Genomic DNA, 15712 nt, shown 5'->3' on the forward strand with positions numbered 1-15712 from the left:
TCAGAGCTGCTCGAGAGTGGCCGCCGAGGCCTCGTCGTCCAGCGCCTCCAGAAGCGGGGCGGCGCCTTCGAGCGCAGGAAGAATGTCCTCGATGCGGTTCGCAACCAGATAGGGCAGCGCGAGCCCCTGCCTCAGGAAGCCGTGCTCAGCCATGTGATCGAGCAGCGCCAGCAGCGGCGACCAGAAGCCAAACAGGTCGGCGATCAGGATCGGCTTGTCGTGACGGCCGAGCTGCGCCCAGGTCAGCTGCTCGACAAGCTCCTCGAGCGTGCCGATGCCGCCCGGTAGCGCCACAAACGCGTCCGACCGTTCGAACATCAGTCGCTTTCGTTCATGCATGTCGGCGGTGACGAGCAGTTCCTGCACATCGCCAAGCATCACCTCCCGGTCGACGAGGAACTGCGGGATAATTCCGGTGACGTGCCCGCCGGCGTCGAGAGCGGCGCGCGCGACCGCCCCCATCAGGCCGATATTGCCGCCGCCATAGACGAGGCCGACCCCAGCCTCAGCGAGCGTGCGGCCGAGATCCTCGGCCGCAGCCATGTAGTCGCGGCGCCCGCCAGGGCTGGAGCCGCAATAGACGCAAACGTTCTTGATCTGATTCATCTGTTGAGATGGCCCCGCCGCTTCGACTGCGGTCAAGGCGCGTTCCTTCCTGCGTTTTTCATACAGATAGTGTGCATCCACGCTGGTTCCCTTGTAGGAGAGTCGAATTGAACCCTCTGTGACGGATGTGCTTCTGCCATGGCGATGGACCCCGCGGTCAGGAACGGCTTCGCGATCGGTTTCGCGGTCGTCGCCGGGCTCGTCGCCCTCTACGCTTGGCGCGAAGGTGGCCTGAGCCGGCTCGGCGCGGGTCCGGAAGGACCCGGCGAGCTAAGCGCGCCGCCCGCGCAGGATCGGGCGCCGCCGCAGGCTCCGAGCGAGGCGAAGCCCGAAGCGAAGGCTGAACCGCCGGCTGGTCCGAGCCCGCCTCCAGCGGAAGCCGCTCCCGAGTCGCGCACAACGCCGAATCCTTCAGCCCCGCCCGCGGATCAGCCGTCCTCCCCCAAAGCGTTAGTTCAGCCTCCGCAGGCGTCGACGCCGACCGCGGAGCGGCCCGCCGCGGCTCCGCCGCGCGCATCCGCTGGCGCGACCTTCGACGTGGTGCGGGTCGAGCCGTCGGGCGAACTCGTCGTGGCCGGGCGCTGCGCCGGCCCATGCGACGTCGAGCTTCTCGCGAACGGGCGCCCCCACGACGCCGCGAAGGCCGATCCGCAGGGCCAGTGGGCGATGACGCCGCCGCCGCTCGCGCCCGGCGATTACGAGCTGGCGCTCAAGACGCGTGGGCCCGGGGGCGATGAGCATGTCTCGCAGCAGAGCGTCACCGTCTCCGTGCCGCAGCCTCCGTCCAAGGATGTGATGGTTGTGCTGAACGAGCCGAACGCGCCCTCCAAGATCCTGCAGAAGCCCCAAGCCCCCTCGACTGCGAAGGCGGAGGCTCCGGCAGAGGAGGCGCGGCGCGCAGCCCCTGCCGCGGCGGCTGGCGGGGAGTCTCGGCTCTCAATCGGGGCGGTGGACGCAGAAAGCGGGCGGTTCTTCGTGCAGGGGGCGGCGCCTCAGGGCGCCAACCTGCGCATCTATCTCAACGACGCCTTGGTCGCGCAGGCCGTCGCCGGAACGGACAGCCGGTGGTCGCTCCGGGTCGAGCGTGGTCTGAGCCCGGGCGACTACACGGTTCGCGTGGACAGGATCGAGAACGCCGCCGGGAAAGTGGCCGAGCGGGCGGAAGCGCGCTTCACCTATCAACCCGAGGTCGCCGCGGCCGACGAGAAGCCGCAGCCGCGCCGCGAGGCGGCGAAGACCGTCCCTCGCGAGCCGGAGCCTGCGCCAGTACCGAGCGGGTCATCGGATCTTCCCAAGGCGCCGGACGCGAGTCCCGAAGCCCCGGCCGCCGCGGCGACGCCCCCGGCCAGCGCCTCCCCGTCGGCGTCGGATGCCGCAAATCCCGTGATCGTTTCGCTTGAGACCGTAAAAGTCCGCCGCGGCGACAGCCTGTGGCGCATCTCCCGCAGCGCCTATGGGCACGGCCGCCGCTACACGATGATCTTCCAGGCAAATGACGCGCAGATCCGGAACCCCAACCTGATCTATCCCGGCCAGGTGTTCGTTCTTCCGGCGGGATCGCCCAACCCGTCGGCCGCCCGCTGACCAGCGCCGGCCTTGCCGCAGCGGCTGGCGCACCTTACCTCCGAGCGCTCATGACAACAGCGTTCAGTCAGTTCGCGCACGGCGCCATTCTTCCCAGGCGCCGGCCATGGTGAGGCGTCGCCGCGACGGCGGACCCGCGGAGATGACGGCTGGCGGCTTTGCGTTCTTTCGGACGATGCGGCGGCTCCAGGCTTTCATCTGGCCGGGCGACCGGCCAGACCTGAAACGCCGGATCGCAGTCGCGGTCGTTCTGCTGGTTTTGACCAAGCTCGTCACGGTCCTCGTCCCCTACGGGTTCAAATTCGCGACCGATGCGCTCGCGCTGCTCGCCAAGGGCGACGCTCCGGCGGCGGGCGACAGCTGGCGGAGCTTCGCGCTCGCGGCGCCGGTCGCCATGGTCGTGGCCTACGGACTCGGTCGCATCCTGATGGTGGCGCTCGCCCAGGCGCGCGACGGCATCACGGCCCCGGTTGTCATGCACGCCGTTCGCCGGCTGTCGCTGCTGGTGTTCCGCCACATGCACCGGCTGAGCCTCAGGTTCCATCTGGCCCGCCGGACGGGGGCGGTGAGCCGCGTGGTCGACCGCGGCCGGCTCGCGATCGAGACGCTGACCCGCACCGCGCTGCTCACGGTCGTCCCGACGATCCTGGAATTCGCCCTGGTGCTCGGGGTGCTGGCCTGGCAGTTCGGCGCCGCCTATTCCGGCGTCGTGGCCGTGATGGTCGCCTGCTATCTGGTGTTCACCTATTTCGCGACCGAGAGGCGCATCGGCTTCCGCCGCATTCTCAACGAGAACGACACCGACGCCAGCTCCAAGGCGATCGACAGCCTGCTCAACTACGAGACGGTCAAATATTTCGGCAACGAGGTCCGGGAGGCCAACCGCTACGACCGTTCGATGGCGGGCTACGAGAAGGCGGCGATCCGGACCTACACCTCGCTCGCCTGGCTGAACGCCGGACAGGCCGTGATCTTCTCGGTCGGGCTCACCGTCTGCATGATTATGGCGGTCGGCGACATCCGGGCAGGACGCAACACGCTTGGCGACTTCGTGCTGATCAACGCCATGATGATCCAGCTCTACGTGCCGCTGAACTTCATGGGGTTCGTGTATCGCGAGATCAAACTTGCGGTGGCGGACCTTGAAGCGATGTTCCGGCTGCTGGAGCAGTCGCCCGAGATTCAGGATCGGCCGGACGCGCGGCCCCTGGCGGTGACCGGCGGCTCGATCCGTTTCGAGGACGTGCGCTTCGCCTATGATCCCGAGCGGCATATCCTGAAGGGCGTCAGCTTCGAAGCGCCAGCGGGTAAGACGGTCGCGATCGTGGGCCCCTCAGGCGCCGGCAAGTCGACGATCTCGCGCCTGCTGTTCCGGTTCTATGACGTGCAGTCCGGCCGCATCACCATCGATGGCCAGGACATCCGCGACGTAACGCAGGCATCGCTGCGCGACGCCATCGGGATGGTCCCGCAGGACACGGTCCTGTTCAACGATACGGTCCGCTACAACATCCGCTACGGGCGGTGGGACGCGACGGACGAAGAGGTCGAGCGCGCCGCCGAGCTCGCGCAGATCGACGGCTTCATCCGCCTGCTCCCGAAGGGCTACGACACGGAGGTCGGAGAGCGCGGTCTCAAGCTCTCGGGCGGCGAGAAGCAGCGCGTCGCGATCGCCCGCACGATCCTCAAAGGACCGCCGCTGCTGATTCTCGACGAGGCGACCTCCGCGCTCGACAGCGCGACCGAAAAGGAAATCCAGGACGCGCTGGAACGGGTTTCCCGAGGCCGCACCACGATCGTGATCGCGCATCGCCTGTCGACGATCGTCGCCGCCGACGAGATCCTCGTGCTGGACGCCGGGGAGATCGTGGAGCGCGGCGCCCATGCGGAGCTGATCGCGCAGGGCGGTCTCTACGCCAGCCTCTGGAACCGGCAGCGCGAGGCTGATCAGGCGCGCGAGACGCTCGCGAGGATGGGAGAGGCGGCTCCCATCGCGCCCGCTCCGGCAGCAGTTGCAGCGGCGTCGGATGACGATGGCGAGCCGTCACTGGAGGACGATGAGCCCCGCGACGCCGCCGAATAGGGGAGCGCCGGCTCGCTTGGTTCAGACGGCGCGATCGCGTAAGACCTGCCGCCATGGCTCTTGATGACGTCACCACCTCCATCCGCAACGCGATGGTTCCGATCCATCGCGAAGGGCGCCCGTTCATCGCGATCTTCGCGATCGTCGCCTTCATCCTGTTCCTTATCTGGCAGCCGCTGGGCTGGATCGGGGTAGGGGCCACTATCTGGTGCGCCCTCTTCTTTCGCGACCCCGACAGGGTCACGCCGATTCGCGAAGGGCTGGTGGTGAGCGGGGCCGACGGCACTGTGTGCGACGTGAAGCCCGCGGTTCCGCCGGCGGAACTCGGCCTCGGCGCGGAGCCGCTGCCGCGCGTCGCGGTTTTCATGAACGTGTTTGACGTACACGTGAACCGTGCGCCCGTCGCGGGCCGCGTCACCCGGATCGCCTACACGGCCGGAAAGTTTCTCAACGCCGACCTCGACAAGGCGAGCGAGGACAATGAGCGCAACGGCCTTGTGATCGAGTCGCTTCGGGGCCGGGTCGGCGTGGTGCAGATCGCCGGGTTGGTCGCGCGACGCATCGTGTGTTTCGTCCGGGAGGACGAGCCGCTCGCGGCCGGCCAGCGCTTCGGCCTCATTCGCTTCGGCAGCCGGGTCGACCACTACCTGCCTGCCGGCGCCACGCCGCTGGTCGGGGTCGGGCAGAAGACGATCGCCGGCGAGACGGTGATCGCCGATCTCGCCGCCATGGGCGAGACCCGGACCTTCTTTAAGGGCTGAGCATGGATCCGTCGCTCGAACAGGACGACCACTCGCCCACAGCGCCGGTCCACAAACGGCGCGGGCTGCGCAGCGTGCCGCTCAGACTGCTGGTCCCGAACTTCGTCACCCTTCTGGCGCTGTGCGCCGGCCTCACCGGCGTCCGCATGGCCCTGGAAGGGCGGCTGGAGCTCGCCGTCTATCTGGTCGTGCTGGCGGCGGCGCTCGACGGCGTCGACGGGCGCTTGGCGCGGCTGCTGAAGGGCACTTCCCGCTTTGGCGCCGAGCTCGACAGCCTCACTGACTTTGTGAATTTCGGCGTCGCGCCGGCCCTCATCCTCTATATCTGGGGCCTGAACGGCCTTGGAAACATCGGGTGGATCGGATCGCTCGTGTTCGCGATCGCCGGGGCGCTCCGACTGGCCCGCTTCAACGTCGCGCTCGACGATCCGATGAAGCCGGCCTGGTCGAGCGCCTTCTTCACCGGCGTTCCGGCGCCCGCCGGCGCGATCTCCTCACTACTTCCGATCTATCTGGGCTTTCTGGGCTTTCCGCGGACCCCGCTCGGCGAGCCGGTGGTCCTTGCGTACGTCATCGCGATCGCGCTGCTGATGGTGAGCCCGTTTCCGACTTGGTCGGGCAAGCAACTCGGCGCGCGGATCAACCGCGTCTATGTCGCCCCCGCGCTGATCGCAGGCGCGCTGTTTGTGACGCTGTTGATCGGATATCCGTGGCTGGTGCTGACGCTCGTCACGCTTGGCTACCTGGCGACGCTGCCTTTCGCCTTCATGCACCACCGCAGGCTGATCGAGCGCGACCGATCCGCCGCCAAGGCGGCGGCGTAACTGGATCGGCTATTCTCCGGCGAGGCCGCAGGCCGCCACCCGCAGTCCGAGCGGCGCATCCGGATAGGCGGCGCGCAGCAGCCGCAGCGCCTCCGACGGAGTCTGGGGGCGCGTCCGCGCCAGAAAGGCGCGCATGTCGGCGACCGAAGTTTCCGGCTCCGGCAGTACGTGCGGAAGCTTCTTTGATGGTGCTGACAACGCGGCGGCGGCGGACGGCATCGGCAGGTCCTTGCAGCTTTGCGTGACGAAGACGCTAAGCTGGCGTGGTTAACGAGAGATTAAGCTGCTTGCGACGATTCGGTAGCTACTCAGTTCGGCGAGTTGACGAACGCCAACGCTCCTGCGGAACGCCGCGCTTGCGCCCGCAGAACGCAGATTTGCTTCGGAGCGTTCCATCCCGATACGAGGAATGATCATGCATCTGAGCGCCGGCGGCGCCTGCGAAAACGGCAGTACGCTTTGACATTGCTGCGTCACAGATTGGGCCGGAGCGGATTGCTGGCGCTCGCCTTCATGAGCCTCGCTTGCGGCGAGCTCCGCGCTGCGCCCGATCGGGCGCAGGTCGAGGCGCAGTTTCAGTCCTGGCTTGGGGCCGACGTACGGCCGGCGGCGCTGAAGGCCGGCGTGTCGGGGAAGACGTTCGACCGGGCGGCCAGCGGGCTTAACCTCGACTGGAGCCTTCCGGATCTGGCGCCGCCGGGCGCGCCGCCTCTCGCCGCCCCCCAGCGGCAACCTGAATTCGCCGACCCAGGGCGCTACGTGGCGGAGGCCAATTTCGCCGCGCTGACCGTCGAGGGGCAGGCCGAACTCACGCGCTGGCGAAAAACGCTCGACGCCATCGAGCGCCGCTTCGGCGTACCGCGCGAGATCGTCGTAGCGATCTGGGCGCGCGAATCCCGCTTCGGTCGGGCGAAGATCGCCAATGTGGCGATACGGGCGCTCGCCACCGAGGCCTTTATGGGCGCGCGTAAGGAACAGTTTTTCCCTGAACTGATCGCGGCTTTGAAGATCCTCGAGGGCGACCACATCGCGCTCGAGGAGATGAAGAGCTCCTGGGCCGGCGCGATGGGCCAGCCACAGTTCCTTCCGTCAAAATACCTCGAGAACGCCGTCGACATCGACGGCGACGGCCAGCGGGACATCTGGAAGTCGGTTCCGGACAGCCTGGGCTCGATCGCGAACTACCTTCGCCGACACGGTTGGGTCCCCGGTCGCGACTGGGGCTTCGAGGTCGCGCTTCCGGCGGACGTCGCCTGCACGCTCGAGGGCCCCGACCAGGGCAAGGCCGCCGCGGAGTGGACAAAGCTTGGCGTCCAGCCGTCAGGCGGCGGAGCGCTCCCCGGAAACCGTGAGGCGACGCTGCATCTGATGATGCCGGCCGGCCGGACGGGACCGGCCTTCCTGGTCTCCAAGAACTTCTACGTTCTGAAGGAGTACAACGAGTCGGACCTGTACGCCCTGTTTGTCGGCCATCTCGCGGATCGGCTTAAGGGCGGCGGACCGATCAAGGGTAAGTGGACGACGCCGAAGGGCGTGGCGCGCTCCGAGATCGCTGCGATGCAGCGGCGGCTGGAGGCGCAGGGTCATGACGTCGGGACGGCGGACGGGCTTATCGGCTTCCGTACCCGCGTCGCCGTCGGCCGCTGGCAAGCGGCGCAGGGCAGGGGAGCGACGTGTTTCCCCGACCCTCAGGACGTCAAGACGATCGGCCGCTGATGTCTGCCAGGCGGTCGCGCCGTCGACTCAAAGGCCGTGACGCAAAGAAGGCGGCGCGGAAATGCGCCGCCTTGCTCCTGTCTCAGAACCAGCCGCCCCGACGGCGTTCGTACCAGCGGCGGTCGTCTTCCTGCATCGCATAAACGACCGCGGCGATCACGCCGACGCCGATGGCGAGCCCGAGCAGAGACATGCCCGGATTGTTCCGTACGGCGGAGCCGGCGCGCCGGCCATAATACAGGGCGCTGTCGCTCGCAGACTGGAGCGCCTCCACGCCATCGTCGTACATGCTGCTGGCCTGATCGCTCACCGAACGCGCCATCGAGCTCGCGCGCCTGCGCGCGGCCCGCGCACGCTCGGCGCTGAGTTCGCCAACGCGCTCGGTGAGGTCCGAAACCGTCGCCCTAAGCTCGGACAGCTGAGAGCTGGCGTCGTGGCTCATCGCGCTCGGGCTCATCTTCCTGTCCACCATGATCGATCCTCGCAAAGGTTCGGGGCGGAAAAACCCGCCGATTGCCTGTACAACGTGGCCACGGAGCCGGGGTTCCGCGGCGCCGCACATTCCCGGCCGAGGAAGGCTTCGGCGGCGCTTGCGTCCGTGCGAGGAAGCCGCAAGGAAAGATGATGGCGGAATGTCCGGGCGTCCTCCACCTCGCCGCGATGGCCGATGGCGCGCTTGCGCGGGTGCGCGCGCCGGGCGGACGGCTTGGCGTCGCGCAGGCCCGCGCGGTGGCGCGCGCGGCCGCCACGCTCGGGTCGGGCGCTATCGACCTGACCAATCGCGCGAATCTGCAGATCCGCGGGATGGCCGCTGAGGCGGGCCCGGCTCTCGCTGCACAGCTTTCCACGGTCGACCTGTTCGTGGACGGGCCGGCGGACCGCCGCCGGAACATCCTGATCGATCCGTTCTCGGGGTTGGATCCTTGGGAAACGCGAGACATGCGTCCGCTCGCATCAGCGCTGGACGAGGGGCTCAGGGCATCCGGCTGGATCGGAAGACTCTCGCCCAAGTTCTCCTTCGTGCTGGATGGCGGAGGGCGCGCGGGCGTCGCGGCGATCGCGTCAGATGTCGTCTGCCGGGCCGGCGCCGATGGCGGAACAACCATCGGCGTGGGCAATCTGCTCGTTGAGGCCGCCGACGATCGCGCCTGCCTGTCCCTCCTGCTCGCAGCCGCGGAAGCCGCCGCAGCAGCCGGACCCGACGCCCGTGCGTCCGCCCTCGATCCTGCGGCGCTCGCCGCACTGGCCGCCATCGCAGGTGTCCGGAGCGCGGCCGAGGCGCCTGCGGCGCGACAGCTTCGGCCGCTGTTCGGGATCACGCCGCAACGCGTTCGAGACGACCGTGTGTCTCTCAGCATCCCGGTCCCAGTCGGGCGGCTCGACGCCGACATGCTCGACTGGCTCGCCGAGCTCGCCGAGCGGCACGGGGAGGGCTGGCTGGCGCTCGCGCCCTGGTCTGCCGTCGTAATTGGCGGCATGCCGGCTCCTGCGGCTGAGTTGAAGCTCGCCGAGTCCGTGACGCGTGGCTTCACGCCCATCGGCGTCGCTGAACGATTGCTGGTCGTCGCCTGCGCCGGATCGACCGGCTGCGCGCGGGGCCGGGAGCCGGCCAAGGAGCTCGCCCGGGAGATTCTTGCGCTCGCTGCTGCCGAACCAGAGCGGCTGCCGCCGGAGCCGACGCGGGTGCATCTGTCGGCGTGTCCCAAAGGCTGCGCGGGTGGAGCGATGTCCGACGTCCTGCTGCTCGGCGCGCAGGACCAGCAAGGCTGGAGCGCACATCGCGGCGGGTCTCCGCGCGCTCCCGGCGAGACGATCCGCCGTCTTGCCCAGGCGAGCGCGGGCGACGTTTTCGAGCTTCTGGCGGCGCGGGACCGATAGGCGCTGCGGCCAAGGAATGGCTTGCCATGCGGCAGGCCCCCCGTCACAAGGCTGTCGCGAAAACCGAAGCGGGCGTGATGGACTACATCAAAGACGGGGCCGAGATTTATCGTCGCTCTTTCGCGACGATCCGGGCGGAGAGCGTGCTCTCCGGCCTCCCGGAGGACGTCGCCGGCGTCGTCGTCAGGATGATCCATGCCTGCGGCATGACCGACCTGCCGGCCGATATCCGCTTCGACTCGGCCGTGGTCGACGCTGCGCGGTCCGCTCTCCGGGAGGGCGCCCCGATCCTGTGCGACGCCAAGATGGTGGCGTCCGGCGTCACCCGCGGCCGGTTGCCTGCCGAAAATGAGGTGATCTGTCTGCTCGACGATCCCGCCACGCCCGGCCTCGCCGCCGAGCTCGGCACCACCCGTTCCGCCGCCGCGGTCGAGCTCTGGCGCGACCGCCTCGAGGGCGCGATCGTCGCCATCGGCAACGCGCCGACGACGCTGTTCCATCTGCTCGAGCGGCTGGACGACGGCTGGCCGAGGCCCGCCGCGATCGTCGGCCTGCCGGTCGGCTTCATCGGCGCAGCGGAATCGAAGGAAGAGCTGGCGCGAAACGCGCGCGGCGTCCCGTTTCTCACGCTGCTCGGCCGGCGCGGCGGCAGCGCCATGACGGTCGCGGCGCTCAATGCGCTTGCGGACCCACGCGAATGACGCGCGGCAAGCTCTCCGGCGTCGGCGTCGGTCCCGGTGACCCCGAACTGCTGACCCTCAAGGGGCTGCGCCTCATCCGTGAAGCGGATGTCGTGGCCTATCCGGTGGCGAAAGGCGGCGACGGCGTCGCGTTGTCGGCAGCGCGTCCCCATCTGCGCCCGGACCAGGAGCTCCTGCCGCTGGTCTATCCCATCACCGCCAGTCCGGAGGCGGACCTGCCGTCCTATCCGCAGGTCATGCGCGCGTTCTACGACCGCAGCGCGGAGGAAATGGCCGCGCTGATGGACGCCGGCCGCAATGTCTGCGTGCTGTGCGAGGGCGACCCGTTCTTCTACGGCTCCTTTATCTATTGGCACGCGCGCCTGAAGGATCGCTACGAGACCACGGTGACCCCCGGGATCTCCTCGATCATGGCGGGGCCGGTCGCGCTGGGACGGCCGCTTTGCCTGCGCAAGGACACCGTGACCGTCATACCCGGCACTCTGCCTCCGGAAGAGCTGACCCGGCGCCTCGCCGCGGCCGACGCCGCCGTCGTGATGAAGCTTGGCCGCACCTTCGGCAAAGTGCGCGCGGCGCTGGAGGCCGCGGGGGTCCTCGACCGGGCCCTCTATGTCGAGCGGGCGAGTCAGACGGGGCAGCGCACCTTGCCGGCCGCTGAGGTCGATCCCGCCTCGGTGCCGTATTTCTCGATCATCGTCGTGCCGAGCCAGGAAACGCCGTGAGCCGGCCCGCGATCATCGTCTTCAACGCCTCCGGGGTCGCGGTCGCGGCGCGCCTGGCGGAGGCAATTTCCGGCGAGACTTTTGGACTCGCCGGCCGCGTAGATTCGCTCGACGCCACGTTCGAGAACTCCGCCGAGCTCGTCGCGGAGCTTTTTCGCGCAGGCCGCCCGATCATCGGCCTGTGCGCAGCCGGCATCCTGATCCGGCTCGTGGCGCCGCTGCTGCAGGACAAGCGCGCCGAGCCGCCGGTGGTCGCGGTGAGCGATGACGGCGCCGTCGCGGTCCCGCTGCTCGGCGGCCTTGTCGGGGGCGACGCTCTCGCCCGCTCGGTGGCCGACGCGCTCGGCGGAACGGCGGCGATCACCGGCGCAGGCGCCCGGCGCTTCGGGGTGATCCTCGAGGCGCCGCCTGAGGGTTACGCGCTGGCCAATCCGGGGGACGCCAAGAAGGTGACAGCCCGACTTCTCTCGGGCGAAGGAGCGCGGCTCGAAGGGCACGCGCCCTGGCTCGAGCGCTCCGGCCTGCCGCTCGATCCGGGGGGCGCAGTGCTCCTGCGGGTCGACGCCGCCAGCGCCGCTCCGCCCGAAGGCGGGCTGCTGTACTGGCCGAAAGTCATTCTTGCGGAGTTCGACAGGCCTGACGCGACGACGCTGGAGCGCATGGACGAGGCGCTTTCGCGCCTCGGGCTTGCGCCGGAGGCGCTGGCGTTGGCCACGGCTCCCGAAGGCGCTCCGATCCATCACAGATTCGCAGAACGCCTTGCTGAGCGCGGCATTCCGCTTCGGATCGTGGAATCGCGCATCGAAGACGGCGAGATTCTCCACGGCGAGCCGGGACTGAGAATTCATCGCTTCGCGGCGCCGGCCTCGCCCGACGCCTTCGGGCGCGCGCCGGGCCGGGTGACGGTCGTCGGCCTGGGTCCGGGAGAGCGCGGCTGGCTGACGCCGGAGGCCGCCGCGGCGCTGGATCGGGCGAGCGACCTCGTCGGTTACGAGGTCTATCTCGCGATGGTCGCTGAGCGTCCCGGCCAGCGTCGGCATGGCTCCGACAACAGGGTGGAGATCGAGCGCGCCCGCGCCGCGCTGGTGCTTGCCGGACAGGGCAGGGAGGTTGCGGTCGTCTCCTCCGGCGACGCCGGCGTGTTCGGCATGGCGGCGGCCGTCATGGAGGCGCTCGCTGCGGAGCCGGCGCGGTGGCCAAGCGTCACGGTCGAGATCGCGCCCGGCGTCTCGGCGATGCAGGCGGCGGCGGCGCGGCTCGGCGCGCCCCTCGGCCATGACTTCGCGGTGATCTCGCTTTCGAACCTGCTCAAGCCCTGGGAGATTATCGCGCAACGCCTTGAGGCGGCGGCGCGGGCGGATTTCGTGCTGGCGCTCTACAATCCGACCTCCCGCAGCCGTCAGCCGCAGCTCGAGGCGGCGCTCGACATCCTTCGACGCCATCGCGCGCCTGAGACAGTCGTGGCTCTCGCCCGGAATGTCGGGCGCGACGGGGAGAAGGTCACGACCGTGACGCTTGGGAGCCTCGACCCGAACGAGATCGACATGCGCACGCTCGTCCTTGTCGGCTCTTCGCGCAGCCGCGTATTCGCGCGCGCCGACGGGCGCCCGTGGATGTTTACGCCCCGCGTCTACGAGGTCGCGCCGGAGCCTGAGACGCAGGAGCCTCTGGCGCTGTAGGGTGCCGGAATGGAAGAACCGCTCGACGCCCCGCCGGACGATGGTCGGCCGCTCCGCCGCGGCTGGACGACGGGCGCCTGCGCCACCGCCGCCACCAAGGCCGCCTACGCCGCCCTGCTGACCGGCTCATTCCCCGATCCGGTTCAGATCACCCTGCCGCGCGGCGAACAACCCGCCTTCGCCCTGGCGCTAGAAGAGCAGGGCGTCGACTATGCGCGCGCCGGCGTGATCAAGGACGCCGGCGACGATCCGGACGTCACGCATGGCGCGCTGATCATGTCGCGGGTGCGGCTGCTGCCGGCCGGGACAGGCGTCGTCTTCCGCGCGGGCGAAGGGGTCGGGACAGTAACCCTGCCCGGGCTGCCTCTTGCGCCGGGCGAGCCGGCGATCAACCCGGCGCCGCGCGAGATGATGCGTGCCGCCGTCGCCGAGGTTGCGGCCGCGGAGGGCGCGTCAGGCGACGTCGAGATCGAGATCTCCATCCGGGACGGCGCCGCCCTCGCGCTCAAGACCTGGAACCCGCGCCTCGGCATCATTGGCGGCCTGTCGGTGCTGGGCACGACAGGCGTCGTGGTGCCGTACTCATGCTCCGCCTGGATCCACTCGATCCATCGCGGCGTCGATGTCGCGCGCGCCGCCGGCTACCCGCATATCGGCGCGAGCGTCGGGGCGACCTCCGAGAACGCGCTGAAGCGGCTCTATGGCCTGCCCGACACCGCGATCATCGACATGGGCGATTTCGCCGGCGGACTGCTGAAATATCTCCGCAACCATCCCGTCCCGAAGCTCACGATCGCGGGGGGCTTCGCCAAGATGTCCAAGCTCGCCGCCGGCGCGCTGGACCTGCACTCCGGCCGCAGTCAGGTGGATCTCGATGCGCTCGCGCGACTCGCCGAAGAACGCGGCGCCGGCCGCGACCTCGTGGCCAGCATCGCCGCGGCTCCGACGGGACTCGCCGCGCTGCGTCTTGGCCATCAGGTGGGTCTCGGCGACGCGGTCGCAGGCCGGGCTCGTGAGGCCGCGATCGCCGCCCTGCGCGGGTCGGAGGTCGAGATCGAAGTGCTGGCGATCGACCGGGAGGGAAACATCGTCGGCCGCGCCAGCTAGACGCGGGGCTTACGCCTTCGGCCTCAGATGGCGGCCGTGATGCGGATCGTAGAGCGCGCTGGCTCTCTCCGATATTCCCGCGAGCGCCGGGCCGATGATCACCAGCGCCGTCCGCTCGACGCCAAGCGGGGCGGCTTCCTCGACGATCGTCGCCAGCGTTCCCCGTGCGATCGCCTCGTCCGGCCAGGTCGCGCGGGCGACGAATGCGGCCGGACAGTCCGCTCCATAGAGGGGCGTGAGCTCTTCGACGATGCGGGGGAGCTGTTTGGCGGCGAGGTGGAGCACCAGCGTGCCGCGCGAAGCCGCCACAGCCTCGAGCGTCTCCCGCTCCGGCATACGCGACGCGCGGCCGGAGAGGCGGCTGAGGATGACGGTCTGCGCGACCTCGGGAACGGTGAGCTCCACCCCAAGTCGTGCCGCGGCGGCGGCGAACGCCGGCACTCCCGGCACGATCTCGAAGGGAATCTCACGTTCGCGCAGCGCCCCGAACTGCTCCGCCGTCGCGCCGTAGATCGAGGGGTCGCCCGAATGCACGCGGGCGACGTCGAGGCCTGAGGCGTGCGCGCGGTCGAACTCCGCGACGATCTCCTCGAGCGACATCCCCGCGGTGTCGAGCACGCGGCAGCCTTCGGGAGTGGAGGCGACGACGGCCGGCGGCACCAGCGATCCGGCATAGAGGCATACCGGGCAGCGCGCGATCAGATCGCGTCCGCGCACCGTGATGAGATCCGGATCGCCGGGTCCGGCGCCGATGAAATAGACGGTCATCGGAGCGCTAGCGCGGCTTCACGGCGGCGAACTGGGTCACCGGCATGGCCGGGCGCCATCCGGTCATGCCGCCGACCGGCCCTGCGTAAGCGGTCTCGATGCGCACGAGTTCGCCGCCGAAGTTGCGGCGGGCCTCGATCAGCCGCGCCTCGGTCTCCAGCGTCACGGCGTTCGCCACAAGCCGTCCGCCGGGCTTGAGACGCCGCCAGCAGGTCTCGATCACGCCATGCGCGCCTGCGCCGCCGCCGAGGAAGATGGCGTCGGGCGCAGGCAGGTCGGCCAACCCTTCGGGCGCGCGCTGTTCGCGGATGTCGAGGCGGGGCACGCCCAGCCGCCGCCCGTTCTCCCGCGCGCGCGCCGCCCGGTCCGACCGGGGTTCGAGCCCGATCGCTCGCGCGCCGACCGCCGTGCGCATCCACTCGATGCCGATGGCCCCCGAGCCGGCGCCGACGTCCCACAGCAGCGCGCTCGGAACCGGCGCAAGCCTCGCGAGCGTGACTGCGCGGATTTCGCGGCGCGTGATCTGGCCGTCATTGTCGAACGCCTCGTCAGGCAGCCCGGGGATACGCGGAAGCAGCTTCGCGCCGGGCCCAGCGGCCGCTTCGATCGCGACCAGGTTGAGCGGATGGAAGCCACGCTCGCCCATTTCGCGCGCGGTCGTGACGATCGCCTGCGCCTGCGGAGAGCCGAGCCGCTCCAGCACAGTCATCCGGCTGTCGCCGTACCCTTGCGCGGCGAGCAGCGCCGCCGCCGCCGAGGGCGTCGAGCCGTCCGCGGAAAACAGCACGATGCGCGCGCCGTTGAACAGCGCGAGGGAAAGCGTCTCGATTGGGCGGCCGCAGGCGGTGACGAGTTGGGTCTCTGTGACCGGCCAGAGCATCGCCGCGCAGGCGAGTTGAAAGGCCGACACCCCCGGCAGCACGATCACCTCTGAAGGATCAAACCGCCCGAGCAAAGTCGCCGCGACCCCGTGCAGCAGCGGGTCACCGCTCGCGAGCACCGCCAGGCGACGGCCACGCCAGCCCGCCATGACTTCAAGGAACGGCAGCATCGGCGACGGCCAAGGCCGCCGCTCCGCCGCGGGGGTCAGTTCGGCAGGCAGCAGGGCCAGATGCCGTGCGCCGCCGACGACGATTTCAGCCTCGTTCAGCGCACGCAGCGCATCTCGCCCGAGAGAGGCTGGGCCATCCTCGCCGATCCCGATGACGGTGAGCCAGCGGGGGGCGGCTGGCGGATGGGCGAGGGCGACGGCGGTCATCAGCGATTCCGGAACGAGGATCGCC

15 protein-coding genes are annotated in these 15712 nt (G+C 69.7%); 10 read left to right on the forward strand and 5 right to left on the reverse strand.

The genetic code is table 11. The features are described 5' to 3' along the window. Window positions 1-606 carry a TIGR00730 family Rossman fold protein gene (locus VM780_RS10295; RefSeq protein WP_325447181.1) on the reverse strand — a complete coding sequence of 202 codons (606 nt, stop codon included), beginning with the start codon at window positions 604-606 and terminating at the stop codon, window positions 1-3. 138 nt (window positions 607-744) lie between these two features. On the opposite strand from VM780_RS10295, the gene VM780_RS10300 reads away from it, so the two are divergent. The 4 genes from VM780_RS10300 to VM780_RS10315 all read left to right on the forward strand — a co-directional run bounded on the left by VM780_RS10300 (window position 745) and on the right by VM780_RS10315 (window position 5858). Continuing rightward, window positions 745-2190: a LysM peptidoglycan-binding domain-containing protein gene (locus VM780_RS10300; protein ID WP_325447182.1), complete on the forward strand. Its 1446-nt coding sequence runs from the start codon at window positions 745-747 to the stop codon at window positions 2188-2190. Window positions 2191-2296: 106 nt separating this feature from the next. Further along, on the forward strand, window positions 2297-4273 hold the full coding sequence (locus VM780_RS10305; protein WP_414652811.1) for an ABCB family ABC transporter ATP-binding protein/permease: 1977 nt from the start codon (window positions 2297-2299) through the stop codon (window positions 4271-4273). Window positions 4274-4326: 53 nt separating this feature from the next. After that, window positions 4327-5034: a phosphatidylserine decarboxylase gene (locus VM780_RS10310; RefSeq protein ID WP_325447183.1), complete on the forward strand. Its 708-nt coding sequence runs from the start codon at window positions 4327-4329 to the stop codon at window positions 5032-5034. A 2-nt stretch (window positions 5035-5036) separates the two neighbouring features. Continuing rightward, complete coding sequence (locus tag VM780_RS10315; protein ID WP_325447184.1) at window positions 5037-5858, forward strand: phosphatidylcholine/phosphatidylserine synthase; 822 nt, start codon at window positions 5037-5039, stop codon at window positions 5856-5858. A gap of 9 nt (window positions 5859-5867) precedes the next feature. On the opposite strand, the gene VM780_RS10320 is transcribed toward VM780_RS10315, so the two are convergent. Further along, window positions 5868-6077: a hypothetical protein gene (locus tag VM780_RS10320; RefSeq protein ID WP_325447185.1), complete on the reverse strand. Its 210-nt coding sequence runs from the start codon at window positions 6075-6077 to the stop codon at window positions 5868-5870. Window positions 6078-6371: 294 nt separating this feature from the next. On the opposite strand from VM780_RS10320, the gene VM780_RS10325 reads away from it, so the two are divergent. After that, window positions 6372-7574, forward strand: a complete 1203-nt coding sequence (locus tag VM780_RS10325) for a lytic murein transglycosylase (RefSeq protein ID WP_325447186.1) — start codon at window positions 6372-6374, stop codon at window positions 7572-7574. Between the two features lie 82 nt (window positions 7575-7656). On the opposite strand, the gene VM780_RS10330 is transcribed toward VM780_RS10325, so the two are convergent. Then, window positions 7657-8046, reverse strand: coding sequence for a hypothetical protein (locus VM780_RS10330; protein ID WP_325447187.1), 390 nt, complete (start codon window positions 8044-8046; stop codon window positions 7657-7659). 152 nt (window positions 8047-8198) lie between these two features. Here VM780_RS10330 and VM780_RS10335 point away from each other — a divergent pair, with 152 nt between their 5' ends. From VM780_RS10335 to VM780_RS10355, 5 genes are read left to right on the forward strand one after another with little or no spacing between them, the layout of a single operon-like run. Further along, window positions 8199-9452: a hypothetical protein gene (locus tag VM780_RS10335; protein WP_325447188.1), complete on the forward strand. Its 1254-nt coding sequence runs from the start codon at window positions 8199-8201 to the stop codon at window positions 9450-9452. Between the two features lie 26 nt (window positions 9453-9478). After that, window positions 9479-10153: a precorrin-8X methylmutase gene (locus VM780_RS10340; protein ID WP_325447189.1), complete on the forward strand. Its 675-nt coding sequence runs from the start codon at window positions 9479-9481 to the stop codon at window positions 10151-10153. Further along, a complete protein-coding gene (locus VM780_RS10345; RefSeq protein ID WP_325447190.1) occupies window positions 10150-10875 on the forward strand; it encodes a precorrin-2 C(20)-methyltransferase in 726 nt (241 codons plus the stop codon). Before VM780_RS10340 ends, VM780_RS10345 begins: the two co-directional genes overlap by 4 nt. After that, window positions 10872-12554: a precorrin-3B C(17)-methyltransferase gene (cobJ, locus tag VM780_RS10350; RefSeq protein ID WP_325447191.1), complete on the forward strand. Its 1683-nt coding sequence runs from the start codon at window positions 10872-10874 to the stop codon at window positions 12552-12554. Before VM780_RS10345 ends, cobJ begins: the two co-directional genes overlap by 4 nt. 9 nt (window positions 12555-12563) lie before the next feature. Beyond that, window positions 12564-13661, forward strand: coding sequence for a cobalt-precorrin-5B (C(1))-methyltransferase (locus VM780_RS10355; protein ID WP_325447192.1), 1098 nt, complete (start codon window positions 12564-12566; stop codon window positions 13659-13661). A 9-nt stretch (window positions 13662-13670) separates the two neighbouring features. Here VM780_RS10355 and cobM read toward each other — a convergent pair whose 3' ends face one another. Beyond that, the gene (gene cobM, locus VM780_RS10360) at window positions 13671-14429 is read right to left on the reverse strand and encodes a precorrin-4 C(11)-methyltransferase (RefSeq protein WP_325447193.1); all 759 of its coding nucleotides are present in this window, start codon (window positions 14427-14429) and stop codon (window positions 13671-13673) included. Window positions 14430-14436: 7 nt separating this feature from the next. Then, window positions 14437-15687 (reverse strand): precorrin-6y C5,15-methyltransferase (decarboxylating) subunit CbiE, encoded by a 1251-nt coding sequence (gene cbiE, locus VM780_RS10365; protein WP_325447194.1) that lies wholly within the window; start codon window positions 15685-15687, stop codon window positions 14437-14439. Window positions 15688-15712 lie beyond the last annotated feature (25 nt).

It is taken from the genome of Hansschlegelia sp. (assembly GCF_035538955.1).
GTDB lineage: Bacteria > Pseudomonadota > Alphaproteobacteria > Rhizobiales > Methylopilaceae > Methylopila.